This window comes from Pseudomonas sp. 5P_5.1_Bac1 (assembly GCF_025466015.1).
Taxonomy (GTDB): domain Bacteria; phylum Pseudomonadota; class Gammaproteobacteria; order Pseudomonadales; family Pseudomonadaceae; genus Aquipseudomonas.
In genome coordinates this window covers 1-12,782 of record NZ_JANLNX010000034.1, presented here as the reverse complement: position 1 = coordinate 12,782, position 12,782 = coordinate 1, and the positions used below count along the sequence as shown (strand labels likewise).

General features: G+C 66.7%; 9 protein-coding genes and 1 pseudogene. 2 read left to right on the top strand and 8 right to left on the bottom strand.

From position 1 onward, the window contains the following. Positions 1-88 precede the first annotated feature (88 nt). From NTD82_RS05635 to ptsP, 3 genes are read right to left on the bottom strand one after another with little or no spacing between them, the layout of a single operon-like run. Positions 89-1,822: a PTS fructose-like transporter subunit IIB gene (locus NTD82_RS05635; protein ID WP_262128045.1), complete on the bottom strand. Its 1,734-nt coding sequence runs from the start codon at positions 1,820-1,822 to the stop codon at positions 89-91. Further along, positions 1,819-2,775, bottom strand: a complete 957-nt coding sequence (pfkB, locus tag NTD82_RS05630; RefSeq protein ID WP_262128044.1) for a 1-phosphofructokinase — start codon at positions 2,773-2,775, stop codon at positions 1,819-1,821. Before pfkB ends, NTD82_RS05635 begins: the two co-directional genes overlap by 4 nt. Continuing rightward, on the bottom strand, positions 2,775-5,633 hold the full coding sequence (gene ptsP / locus NTD82_RS05625) for a phosphoenolpyruvate--protein phosphotransferase (RefSeq protein WP_262128043.1): 2,859 nt from the start codon (positions 5,631-5,633) through the stop codon (positions 2,775-2,777). The genes pfkB and ptsP overlap by 1 nt, the downstream gene beginning before the upstream one ends. 290 nt (positions 5,634-5,923) lie before the next feature. On the opposite strand from ptsP, the gene cra reads away from it, so the two are divergent. Together cra and NTD82_RS05615 are read left to right on the top strand one after the other, a co-directional pair. Continuing rightward, entirely contained in the window at positions 5,924-6,919 is a 996-nt protein-coding gene (gene cra, locus NTD82_RS05620) for a catabolite repressor/activator (protein ID WP_262128042.1), read from the top strand. Between the two features lie 2 nt (positions 6,920-6,921). Beyond that, positions 6,922-7,701: a TatD family hydrolase gene (locus NTD82_RS05615; RefSeq protein WP_262128041.1), complete on the top strand. Its 780-nt coding sequence runs from the start codon at positions 6,922-6,924 to the stop codon at positions 7,699-7,701. A 54-nt stretch (positions 7,702-7,755) separates the two neighbouring features. Here NTD82_RS05615 and NTD82_RS29255 read toward each other — a convergent pair whose 3' ends face one another. The 5 genes and pseudogenes from NTD82_RS29255 to NTD82_RS05595 all read right to left on the bottom strand — a co-directional run. Next, positions 7,756-8,460: a methyl-accepting chemotaxis protein gene (locus NTD82_RS29255; RefSeq protein ID WP_410017032.1), complete on the bottom strand. Its 705-nt coding sequence runs from the start codon at positions 8,458-8,460 to the stop codon at positions 7,756-7,758. 150 nt (positions 8,461-8,610) lie between these two features. Then, a pseudogene (locus tag NTD82_RS29250) lies at positions 8,611-8,817 on the bottom strand (HAMP domain-containing protein); the annotation flags it as partial. Positions 8,818-10,036: 1,219 nt separating this feature from the next. Then, a complete protein-coding gene (ampE, locus tag NTD82_RS05605; protein WP_262128039.1) occupies positions 10,037-10,870 on the bottom strand; it encodes a regulatory signaling modulator protein AmpE in 834 nt (277 codons plus the stop codon). A gap of 2 nt (positions 10,871-10,872) precedes the next feature. Beyond that, positions 10,873-11,433 carry a 1,6-anhydro-N-acetylmuramyl-L-alanine amidase AmpD gene (gene ampD, locus NTD82_RS05600; RefSeq protein ID WP_262128038.1) on the bottom strand — a complete coding sequence of 187 codons (561 nt, stop codon included), beginning with the start codon at positions 11,431-11,433 and terminating at the stop codon, positions 10,873-10,875. 80 nt (positions 11,434-11,513) lie between these two features. Continuing rightward, a partial coding sequence (locus NTD82_RS05595) for a DUF1631 domain-containing protein (RefSeq protein WP_262128037.1) occupies positions 11,514-12,782 on the bottom strand: 1,269 nt, incomplete at its 5' end.

The following is a 12,782-nucleotide window of genomic DNA, read 5'->3' as shown; positions in this document are numbered from 1 at the left end:
AAAAAACCTCCCCCGGAAGTGCGGCCCGCCCCCCCCCCCCCCCCCCCCCCCCCCCCACCACCCCCGCTCCTACATACGGGGGAAGGCGTCAGCCCTTCACCGGCGCCACCGCCAACTCAACCCCCTCGCCCCGCTTCAACACCGCGTACACCACCGCCGTCAGCACACTCCCCGCGACAATCGCCAGCAGGTACAACAGCGCGTGGTTGATCGCGTTCGGGATCAGCATCACGAACAGCCCACCATGGGGCGCCATCAGCTTGCAGCCGAAGTACATCGACAGCGCCCCGGTCAGCGCGCCGCCGGCGATGCTCGCCGGGATCACCCGCAGCGGGTCTTTCGCGGCAAACGGAATCGCGCCTTCGGAGATGAAGCACAAGCCCAGCACCAACGCCGCCTTGCCCGCTTCGCGCTCGCTCTGGGCGAACTTGCGGCGGGCGAGGAAGGTGGCGATGCCCAGGCCGATCGGCGGCACCATGCCGGCGGCCATGGTCGCGGCCATCGGTGCATAACTCTGCGACGCCAGCAGCCCGACCGAGAACGCGTAGGCCGCCTTGTTCACCGGCCCGCCCAGGTCAACGCACATCATCGCGCCGAGCACGATGCCGAGCAGGATCGCGTTGGTGGTGCCCATGCTGTCGAGGAATTCAGTCAGCCCGGCGAGCAACCCGGCCACCGGCTTGCCGACCACATAGATCATCACCAGCCCGGTGAACAGGCTGGAGAACAGCGGGATCAACAGGATCGGCTTGAGCGCTTCAAGGCTGGTCGGCAGCTTCAGCCAACGGCTGATGGCCTTGGCGCTGTAGCCGGCGAGAAAGCCGGCGATGATCCCGCCAATGAAGCCCGCGCCCAGCGTGCTGGCCAGCAGGCCGCCGATCATCCCCGGCGCCAGGCCCGGCCGATCGGCGATGGAATAAGCGATGTAGCCGGCGAGCAGCGGCACCATCAGCTTGAACGCCGCCTCGCCACCGATCTGCATCAGCGCCGCCGGCAAGGTGCCCGGTTCCTTGAAGGCTTCGATACCGAAGACGAACGACAGGGCGATCAACAGACCACCGGCCACCACCATCGGCAGCATGAATGACACGCCGGTGAGCAGGTGCTTGTAGACGCCGGTCTTCTCGTTGCTCGCCTGCGCCGCCTGGGCGGTGGCGGTGTTTTCTTCGCGGGCCTCGGCGAGGGCTTTTTCCAGCGTGGCCTTGGCCTGTTTCAACGCCACGCCAGTGCCGCAGCGGAAAATCCGCTTGCCGGCGAAGCGCCCGGTGGGCACGTCAATGTCGGCGGCCAGCAGGACCACATCAGCCTCGGCGATCGCCGCGGCGCTCAGCGGATTGCGCGCCCCGACCGAGCCCTGGGTTTCCACGCTCAACTGCAGGCCCATCTGTTGCGCGGCCTGTTGCAGCGCCTCGGCGGCCATGAAGGTGTGGGCCACGCCCGTCGGGCAGGCGGTGACGGCGACCACCTTGGCGGTCTTGGCCTGGGTTGGCGGGGCGACGTCATCGGTCGGGTGATAGACCGCCGCGTTGTCGGCCGCCTCGCGCAAGAAGTTATCCACATCCCGCAGCGCCCGCGCCGGGGTGCTCTGGAACAGGCGCTTGCCGGCGAAGCGCGGCAACGCCAGCGGCCCGGTGGCGACCACCAGCACCCAGTCGGCATCGGCGATCACCGCCGCCGACAACTGCCGCTCGGGGTGGGCCGGGTCATGCACTTCGACGCTGGTGCTCCAGCCCAGGCGCTGGGCGGCGGCGTCCAGCAGGCGGGCGCTCAATACACTGGACACCTGGCCGTTGGGGCAGGCGGTGACGATCGCGAGTTTCATTGTTCACCCTCTTGTTCTGCGCTCGGGGTCTGAATGCGGACTTCTGTTTCGAAGCGCGCCAGTTGCGCGCGGTCGTTGATGCCGAAGCCGATCTGGCTCACCGCCTGGGCGGCGATGGCGGTGGCGCGGCGCAGGGTCTGCTCCGGCGCTTCGCCCGCCAGCAGCCCGTGGACCATGCCGGCCAGCAACGAATCACCGGCGCCCACGGTGCTGGCGACCGTCACCCGTGGCGGCAGCCCTTGCAGCACCGCGCCGCGGCTGAACCAGTTGACGCCCTGTTCGCCCTGGGACACCACCACATGCTCGATGCCCTGTGCGATCAGCCGTTGCGCCGCCGCCCGCTGCTCGGCAAAGCCGTGCACCGGCGTGCCCAACACTTCGCCCAGCTCCTCGGTGTTCGGTTTGACCAGCCACGGCACGGCGCGCAGGCCGGCTTCAAGGGCGGCGCCGCTGCTGTCGAAAGCGACTTTCAGGCCCATGGCCTTGAGCCGGGTCAGCAGCGCTTCGAGCCACTGCGGGCTGATGCCGCGTGGCAGGCTGCCGGCGACCACCACGGCGTCGTGTCCGGGGGCGAGTTGGTCGAGCCGGTCGAGCAGCGCCTGGCGCGCCGCTTCGTCCACCTCCGGGCCCGGGCCGTTGATGTCGGTGACTTCTCCGCCGTGTTCCACCAGCTTGATATTGCTGCGGGTCTCGCCCGGCACGCGGATAAAGCCGTCGACGAAGCCGCGACGCTGCATCAGCGCCTCGAACGGCGCCAGGTTGTCCAGGCCGAGAAAGCCGCTGACACTCAGCCCGTGGCCGAGATCGGCGAGCACCTGGGCCACGTTCAGGCCCTTGCCGGCGGCATGGCTGTGCTGGGCCGAGGCGCGGTTGACCGCGCCGGCGCGCAACGCCTCCAGGCTCACGGTCACGTCCAGCGCCGGGTTCAGGGTCAGGGTCAGAATCTTGGCCATCACTGCGTCTCCACCAGTGCCCGCACATCGCCGGCACTGCCCAGGCTCAGCGCTTTTCGCGCGAGCATCCGGGCGTGTTCAATACTCAGGGCGCGCACCTGGGCCTTCACTTCGGCAATGCCACGCGGCGCCACGCTCAATTCATCCACATCCAGCCCGACCAACAGCGGCACCGCCTGCGGATCGCCCGCCAGTTCGCCGCACACGCCTACCCATTTGCCATGGGCGTGGGCCGCGCGCACGGTCATGTCGATCAGGTTGAGCACCGCCGGGTGCAGGCCGTCGGCCTGGGCCGAAAGGCTCGGGTGCCCCCGGTCGATGGCCAGGGTGTACTGGGTCAGGTCGTTGGTGCCGACACTGAAGAAATCCACTTCCGCCGCGAGGACCGGCGCCAACAGCGCCGCCGACGGCACTTCGATCATGATCCCGACCTGCAGGTCGGCGACCGGGATCTCGCCGCGCAAGCGCTCGACCATCTGCCGCGCCTGACGCCATTCCTCCACCTGCCCGACCATAGGGAACATGATCCGCAACGGCCGCTCGCCCGCCGCCCGCAGCAGGGCGCGAAGCTGGCTTTCCATTACCTGCGGACGTTGCAGGGTCAGGCGGATGCCGCGCACGCCGAGGAACGGGTTTTCTTCCTTGTCGATCGGCCAGTACGGCAGCGGCTTGTCGCCACCGACGTCGAGGGTGCGCACCACCAGCGGACGCCCGACGAGGCCGTCGAGCACGCGGCGGTACTCGGCTTCCTGGGTGGCCTCGTCCGGCAATTGCGGATGGGCCATGAAAATCAGTTCGGTACGCAGCAGCCCAACGCCTTCGGCGCCCTGCTCGACTACTTTGTCGATGCCGCTGCTTTCACCGATGTTGGCGAAGACTTCCACCGCATGGCCGTCGCGGGTGACCGCCGGCTCATGGCGCCGGGCGTGGGCCGCGCGCAGGCGCTCTTCGCGTTGCTCGCGCTCGGCCAGGGCCTTTTGCAGTTGATCCGCGGCCGGCGCCACGGTGACACGCCCGCGCTGACCGTCCAGCAGCAACGCCGTGCCGGGGGCGATCAACAACACCGCATCGCCAGCGCCGACCACGGCGGGAATGCCCAGCGCCCGCGCCACAATGGCGCTGTGCGCGGTGGCGCCGCCGCGGGCAGTGAGAATACCGGCGACCCGCGCCGGGTCCAGGCGCGCCACATCGGACGGGCCGACCTCGGCCATCACCAGCACGTAAGGCTGCTCGGGCTCGGGCGTTTCGCTGATGCCACAGAGTTGCGCCAGCACGCGGCGGCCAACATCACGCAGGTCCGCCGCACGCTCGGCGAGCAAGGCGTCCTGCAACGCTTCCTGCTGCCGCGCCGCCGCGTCGATCACCGCCAGCCAGGCGGCCGGAGCGCTTTCGCCCTGGCGCAGGCGCAATTCCACTTCGTCGCCGAGGCCGGGGTCGGCGAGCATTTCCAGGTGGGTGATGAAAATCTCGCGGATCGCCGTGGCCTGGCTGCGCTGGACCAGCCCGTCGATCTCGGCGCGCACCCGGGCCAGTGCGTCTTGCAGACGCTGGCGCTCCAGTGCCGGGGATTCGCCACGCAGCGGGTAATCGAATGTCTGCAACAGGTGAACATGCGCCGGACCGCTGGCGATGCCAGGCGCGGCGGCGATGCCCTGGAGCGTCGAGCCGTCCGCCGGCTTCACCTGTGCGGCCAGCGGCGTGGGCGCGTCGATCGCCACCTGGGTGACGGCGGGCAGCGCTTCGACCTCTTCGCCGAGGCCACTTTCGACCGCCGCCAGCAAGGCCGGCAGGGCGGCGGCGATGCTCGGCTCGACACTGAATTCCAGCACCTGACCACGGCGCGCACCGAGGCTCAGCAACTTGCTCAGGCTCTTCACCGAAACGGCGGGGGCGTTGCCGTCGACCACCAGCACCCGCACCTCGCCGTCGAATTCCTTGGCCAGTTGCGCGAGGATCTTCGCCGGACGCGCATGCAGGCCGTGGGGGTTCGCGAGGGCGATGCGGGCGCTGGGCCAATCGGTCGGTACAGCGCCGCCCAACATGCCCAGCACGGTGCGGACGTTGCCGGCGCGCAACAATTCCTGCCCCCGGCCCTCGACCAACAGACCGCACAGGCGCTCAAGCACGGTTTGATGCGCCTCGCCCTGGCTGGCGAGACAGAACAGGCCATTGATCGGCTGACCCTGATGGCGCAGCGGTTGTTGCGGCGTGACGAAGGCCAGTCCCGGCTGGCGCACCGCCTGCGCGCTGTGCAGCCACCACAGGCCGTCACCCAGCGGCAGCGGATCGACCTGCTGCAAGCGGCCGGCAAAATCACCGTCGACGCACTCCACACGGCGCAACAGCCGGGCGCCTTGCCAGAGCAGGTCGTCGAAATCGTCGGCGGGCACGCCGAGGCCAAGGGTGCGCTCATCCAGCAGCAGCTCGCGCGGCGCGCCCTGCAACAGGTGCAGCACCGCTTCGGCGCTGTCGGCGCGGCTCAGGGCGTCGGCCATGTCCGCGTCGCCAAGGGCGCGGGTGAGTTGTTGCAAGAGGCGCAGGTGCTCGTCGGAGCGCGCGGCAATGGCGATGGCCAGGTAGACGCGCTGGCCGTCGCCCCAGTCCACGCCCTCGGGGAATTGCATCAGGCGCACGCCGGTGACGTGCACCAGGTCGCGGGTCTGCGGCGTGCCGTGGGGAATGGCGATGCCCTGGCCGAGAAAGGTCGAGCCCTGCGCTTCGCGGGCCTGCAGACCGGCCAGGTAACCGTCGGCAACCAGCCCGTCGCGCACCAGGTGTCCGGCCAGAAGCTGCAAGGCCGCGGACTTGTCCACAGCCGTCTGGCCCATGGATATCTGCGCCGTGGTGAACTCGAGCATGACCGTCTCCTTTGCAACGCCGGGACGGCGTCGAGGTTATTGTTGTTGAGGTAAAAGCATAGGGCCAGCAATCATCTGATCCTATGGCAAGCGCTTGGTGCGGCAGTAAAATCGCTTGCTGAAACGTTTAATCCATAAATGGAGTGCACGTTACTCGATAACCTGCGAACAATGAAGTCCCTTCGTGCCGGACAATTGCGACAATGGTCGTCTGCGCCAAAGGCTCAGGATCGGCGACAATGCGCGGTCAGGCTTCGCAGCCAGTCCCGGTATATAACAAGGAAAATTCGGTGAAACTCAGCGATATAGCCCGTCTGGCCGGTGTCTCCGTGACCACCGCCAGCTACGTGATCAATGGCAAGGCCGAACAGCAACGCATCAGCAATGCGACCGTGGAACGTGTCCGCGCGGTGGTCGAAGCCCATGGCTTCACCCCCAACCCGCAAGCAGCGGGTCTGCGCAGCCGGCATACGCGGACACTCGGCTTCATCCTCCCCGACCTGGAAAACCCCAGCTACGCCCGCATCGCCAAGCAGCTTGAGCAAGGTGCGCGGGCTCGCGGCTACCAGTTGCTGATCGCCAGCAGCGACGACCAGCCCGACAGCGAGCGGCAATTGCAGCAACTGTTCCGCGCCCGCCGCTGCGACGCGCTGTTCGTCGCCAGTTGCCTGCCGCCCAGCGACGACAGCTACCGCGAGCTGCAGGACAAAGGCATGCCGATCATCGCGATCGACCGCAGCATGGACCCGAAGGCGTTCTGCTCGGTGGTCAGCGACGACCAACCGGCCAGCCTGCAACTCACCGGCAGCCTGCTGGAACTGGCGCCGTCGAACATCGCCCTGATCGGCGCACGCCCGGAACTCAGCGTCAGCCAGGCCCGCGCCAGCGGTTTTGACCAAGCGCTGCACGCGTTCACCGGCAAGGTCAGCCAGTACCAGGGCGAGGCATTCAGCCGCGAATGCGGCCGCGAATTGATGAGCCAGTTGCTGGCCGACCTGGGCGGCCTGCCGGATGCACTGGTGACCACCTCCTACGTGCTGCTGCAAGGGGTGTTCGACGTGCTGTCGACCCGCCCGGCCGACTCCCGCACTTTGCACCTGGGCACCTTCGGCGACACCCAGTTGCTCGACTTCCTGCCCCTGCCGGTCAACGCCATGGCCCAGCAACATGGCCTGATCGCCGAAACCGCGCTGGAACTGGCCCTCGCCGCCATCGAACAGAAGCAGTACCAGCCGGGCATTCACGCGGTAGCGCGGACCTTCAAGCAGCGGATCTTCAAAGGCTGAGCATGCGCCTGATCGACACCCACACCCACCTGGACTTCCCCGACTTCGACGCTGACCGCCGCGAGCTGCTGGCGGCGGCCGAAGCGGCCGGGGTCGAGCGGATGGTGGTGCTGGGGGTCTTCGAGGCCAACTGGCAACGGGTGTGGGATCTGGTCAAGGCCGAGCCATCGCTGTACGCGGCGTTCGGCCTGCACCCGGTGTACCTCGACGCGCACACGCCGCAGCACCTGACCGCGCTGGGCGACTGGCTGAGCCGCCTGCGCGGCGATCCGCAACTCTGCGCCGTGGGCGAATTCGGCCTGGATTACTACCTGCCGGAGCTGGACCGCGAGCGCCAGCAGGCGCTGTTCGAGGCGCAACTGCAATTGGCGGTGGATTTCGATCTGCCGGCGTTGCTGCATGTGCGCCGCAGCCATGCGGCGGTGATCGCCACGCTCAAGCGGTTCAAACTGCCTCGGGGCGGGATCATTCATGCGTTTGCCGCCAGCTATGAAGAGGCGCGGGAATATGTCCGCCTCGGCTTCAAGCTCGGCCTTGGCGGCGCCGCCACCTGGCCGCAAGCGCTGCGCCTGCACAAGGTGCTGCCGCGTTTGCCGCTGGACAGTGTGGTGCTGGAAACCGATGCGCCGGACATGGCGCCAGCGATGTTTCCGGGGATCAGGAACAGTCCGGTGCATTTGCCGGAGATTGCTGCGGCGCTGGCGGGGATCATGGGGATTGGGGTGGAGGTACTGGCGGAGGCTAGTAGCCGCAATGCCTGTGAGGTGTTTGGCTGGGATTAAGGGCCCTATCGCTGCGGTTCGGCGCCCCGACAAGCCAGCGATGAGCCCTTCGAACTAAACCCTGAACGCCCCGATCAACTGCTTCAACTCCATCACCTGCGCACTCAACTGCCGGCTTGCATCCTCGGTCTGGTGCGCGCCCTGGGTCGTGTGCTCCGCCGCGCGGTTGATCTGCACGATGTTCTGGTCGATGTCGTGGGCCACCGCGGTCTGTTGTTCCACCGCCGCAGCGATCTGCTGGTTCTGGTCGACGATCATGCCGATCGCGCCGAGAATATTTTCCAGCGCCTGTTGCACCTGCTGCGACTGACTCACCGTCCCCGCCGCCATCTGGTGGCTGCTGTCCATCGCCCGCACCGCCGCACCAACGCCGTTTTGCAGGCGCGAGATCATTTCGTCGATTTCACCGGTGGACTGTTGGGTGCGCTTGGCCAGCGTGCGCACTTCGTCCGCCACCACCGCGAAGCCCCTGCCCTGCTCGCCCGCCCGCGCCGCTTCGATAGCCGCGTTGAGCGCCAGCAGGTTGGTTTGCTCGGCGATGCTCTTGATCACTTCCAGCACCCGGCTGATGGCCTGGCTGTCGCTGACCAACTGGTTGATCACCGCCACCGACTGATCGATCTCCGCCGCGAGCCCGGCAATGCTGCCCTGCTGCGACTCGACCAGGCCACGGCCGGTGACCGTCTCCTGGTTGACGCTGTGGGCGCTGCTCACCGCCGCCGCCGCGCTGCGCGCGACTTCCTGGGCAGTGGCGGACATCTGGTTCATCGCCGTGGCGACCTGCTCGATCTGCCCGCGCTGGCCACTCACCGCCTGGTTGCTGCGGGACGATACCACATGCACCTGCTCGGCCTGACGCTCGACTTCGCTGACGGTCTGGCCGACGCGCTCGATCAGGTCATGGATGCGCCGCACCGTGCCGTTGAACACCTGGCCCAGTTCCCCCAGTTCGTCACGGCTCTGAGCCTGGAAGCTGACCGTCATGTCGCCGGCCGCGACTTTGTCCATCACCGCGCCGAGGCTGCTCAGGGTGTTGCGGGTCGAGGCATAGAAACCGCTGTAGAGGTAGACAATCAGCAGGAACACCGTGGCCAACGCCGCCACCAGCAGGATCATGTGGCTGCGGTATTCGCCCAGGCGCTGCTGCAATTGCTGGTCGAGAAAGGCCACGGTGGCGTCGTTCAGTTCGTAGGTGCGGGCCATCAGGTCGCTGGTCTGCTGATAAAAGCTCGTCCACGGCGCATCGAGGGTTTCGGCCACCACCACCTGGCTTTCGAACAGCTCGCTGGCCTGTTTCAGCGAGGCCTGGCTGCTGGCGGCCTGGGACCCGAGGCGAGCCTGGGCCTGCGCATCGCCGGCCAGTGCATCCTGGACCTTGAGGGCGTAGTCGGCGGCGAGTTTGTCGAGTTGCTGCAGCAGGTCTTCGAAGCGGGTGCTGGCGGTGGAGTTGATAAAGCCCTGGCCCAGCGAATAAGAGCCCATGGCCCGGCCTTCACCGAGCATCTGGGTGACTTGCGGGGTCACCGTGGTGACCAGTTCGCTGAGTTGGCGCATGGCGCTGTCGTCGTCCTGGCTCAGGCCCGACTGGCTGGCGACCACGCGTGGCAGGGTCTGGGCCTGGGATTGCAGCTTGTCGAACAGGGCGACCTGCGCCTGCAGCGAGCTTTCTGCCTGGGCGGTCGCCAGGGCGCTGGCCAGTTCGTCGCGTTTGCTGGTGAATGCCTTGGCCAGCGCTTCGTCGGTGCTCACCGGCTGCAGCGCGGCGAGCCGCGCCTGGGCTTGCTGGCCCAGCGTGGCGATGCGTGCCTCGATGTCCTCGGCCTTGCCCGCCTGACCAAGCACGGCGTTGATCTGCACGAGGTTGCCGAGGGTTTCCAGATCGGCGCGCAGGGCGAGGCTGCCGCGCAGCAGATCAAGGCTCTGCAGTTCAACGCGGGTCGCATGGAATTTGGCGTAGGAATCGCTGACCAGATAGAAGTTGGTCACTAGCATGGGCAGGAAGAACATGACGCTTATCAGACTGAACTTCATCCCGAAGCTCAGGCGATTCATCAACGCAACGGCCGGACGGAGCAGGCTCTTCACTGGGCGTCTCCTTCGATTTCTTATTGTTGTCTGGCGCTATGGCAGATAGCCATTTACCGCGCTTATGCAACTGTATAGCGCATATCGAAGAAGAGGTTTGTAACTTAAGGTAAAGCGACTAGCGAGTCATTATTGGGACCAGGAGCCGCATTAGAGGCCATCGCGAGCAAGCTCGCTCCTACAGCGTGTTCGTAATCTCTGTAGGAGCGAGCTTGCTCGCGATTGGCCGAAAATCGCCCCCCGAAAAACCTCACCCCAACACTGTCCACAAGGCAAAAAACGCATACCACAGCACCGCCGAACGCAGCAGCAACTCCCACAGATGATCCAGCCCCGCCAACCCTTCCGCGCCCACCGGCGCAGTGGCGGGCAGTTCTGCGGCAGCATGGCCAGCCATGTTGATCAGCCGTGGCGCGGCGATATGCCAGTTGAGCAGTTCGGGCAACATCACCCGGCTTACCGCGACAAAATTGCCCACCAGCGCAAAGCTCGCCGCCAGAACCCGCACCGGCGCCCAGTCGAAGGCGTGGCGCAGTTGCCGGGCGCGCTCCTGCAAGGCCGGGTTGTTGGCGTTGTCGGCGGTCAGCGCCAGCAAACGATAAGCCAGCGCAGCGGCAGGCCCCAGCAGCACATACCAGAAGATCACCGCGAAAAAGCTCTGGCAGGCGTCCCAGAGCAGGTGGCCCTGAACCTTGTGCAGCAAGCTGTTTTCGTCGTCGGCGATCACCTTCAGGTCGCGCTCGGCCACATGCACCGCGGCCTGTTCGTCACCACGGCGCCAGGCATCGCGGAACGGGCCGAGCGACGCTTTCACATCACCCCGGCCCAGGCTGTAGATCAGCACCAGGACGTGCACCGGCAAGGCCAGCAGTCCGTAAGCCACCGGTTCCAGCACATGCAGCAGCAGCGCCAGCAGCGCCACCGGCAACAGCACGAGAATCGCCAGGATCCACCAGGGGTGGGTCTTGCCGGTGCGCTCCAGGCGCGCCAGTTCAGTCAGGAAAAAGCCGTCACGTTGCAGGCGTGCGCGCAGGGCGGAGAATTTCTCCACCCACAACACCAGCAACAGCACCAGGAAATTCATCGTCAGTCCTCCTTGTCACGCAGGGCGGCGCGGTAGCGCGCCCAGTCGAACGCCGGGCCGGGATCGGTCTTGCGGCCGGGGGCGATATCGCTGTGGCCCTGGATGCCCTCGCCATCGAGGGCCGGCCAGGCCGCGCGCAATTGCCGGGTCACCTGCTCCAGCGCGCGGTATTGGGCATCGGTGAACGGCAGCTCGTCGGTGCCCTCCAGTTCGATGCCGATGGAAAAGTCGTTGCAGCCTTCACGCTCGCCGAAACGCGAGACGCCGGCATGCCAGGCACGGTCGAGACACGACACGAACTGGGTGACATGGCCATCGCGCTCGATCAGGAAATGCGCCGACACGCGCAGGTCCTTGATGGTTTCGAAAAACGGATGCTCGCAAGGGTCGAGGCAATTCTGGAAGAACGCCTGGACCTTGCCGGTGGCGAACTGCGCGGGCGGCAGGCTGATGTTGTGGATCACCAGCAGGGCGATCGCCTCGCCGTCGGGGCGCGCATTGAAATTGGGGGAAGGGCAATGGGTGACACCAGCAAACCAGCCTGTAGTGCGATCCAACTGCATAAAAAGTCCTGAAACACGAGGGCACCGCGCAAGTATGCCCCTAGCGGCAGCGTCTGTATCGCTAAAAAGTGGGTGATGGCTCAGTGCCGACGGCCCTGTAACTGGCTGACCACCGAGTCCAGCGCACGGTCGAACAGCAGGCTGTCGTCCAGCAGCGTCACTTCGCCGCGCTGCAGGGCCACGGCCAGGCCCATGGCGGTCCACTCGCGGACTTTCAGGCCGGTACGGTTGACGAACACATAGCGGTCGCTGTCGTCGAACAGGGCAATCAGCTTGCAGCGCAGCGGCTCGCCTTCGTCGTCGAGTTCGATCCAGGTGCCCGCTTGCAGTTGGCCGACCCGCAGCAGCGCCGGGTCGTCCTCGGCGAGGTGCGCGTCGCTGTCGCCCGACGACCAGTCTTCAGGCCCGCGCAGATTGAGTTCATCGCGCACCAGCACCCGCGCGGTGGCCTCTGTTGCATCGCCCTGCCCGCCCGACGGGTCGAAGGCGCTGAGGTGGAGAACCTCCAGGCAGGCGAAGAATTCGCTGGTGGCGAACGGATCGAACGCCGCTCCACCCAGCCCCTCACGCAGCGCCTTGAGCAAGCCGGGCACCCGCTCCAGCAAGCGCGCGCGGTCGTCGGCGTGCGCCAGCGGGCCAACGCTCCACAGCAGTTCATCCATGGTCATCAGGGCCTCGCGCCACGGCATCGAGTCCTCGCCGTGCTTGAGCCAGGCCAGCAACAGCACCTGGCTCCAGGCATCTTCCAGCACCTGCACCACAATCCGCGGCAGGTACTGGCCCTGCAGGCGCGTGTTCAGTTCCTGCTGCACCCGACGCCGGGCCTGCTCGGTGCGAGTCCGGCCTTCCTCAGCGTCGCGGGTGCGCTGCTCCAGCAACTCGCTGCGGCGGCGCTCGTCGGTGTTGAACGCGAGGAAGTCGTTGAGCAACTCAGTGAAGATCGCCGGGTCATCGTTGAAGTCGTCCAGCAGCCGCTGCACCAGCATTTCCACGCGCTGATAGAGGCTGTCGCGCTGGTAGTCGTCGCGTTTGTCCCAGCCCATCGCGGCGTCGGCCACTTCATTGAGCAGCCGCCGCGCCGGGTGCGTGGCGCGGCTGAAGAAGCGCTTGTCCAGCAGCGCCACCTTGAGCAGGGGGATCTGCAGGCGAGCGATCAGCACCCGCAGCGAGCGCGGCAGGTTGCGGTCGGTGAGGATGAAGTCGAAGAGCATGGCGATCAGGTTGATCACGTCTTCGTCGCCCGCCTCGATCTGCCGTCCCTGCCCGCTCTGCACGCTGAGCCGGGTCAGCAGTTGTTCGAGGTGATGGCGCAGGTCGAAGTCTTCCGCCTCCAGCTCGGCGGGCACGTA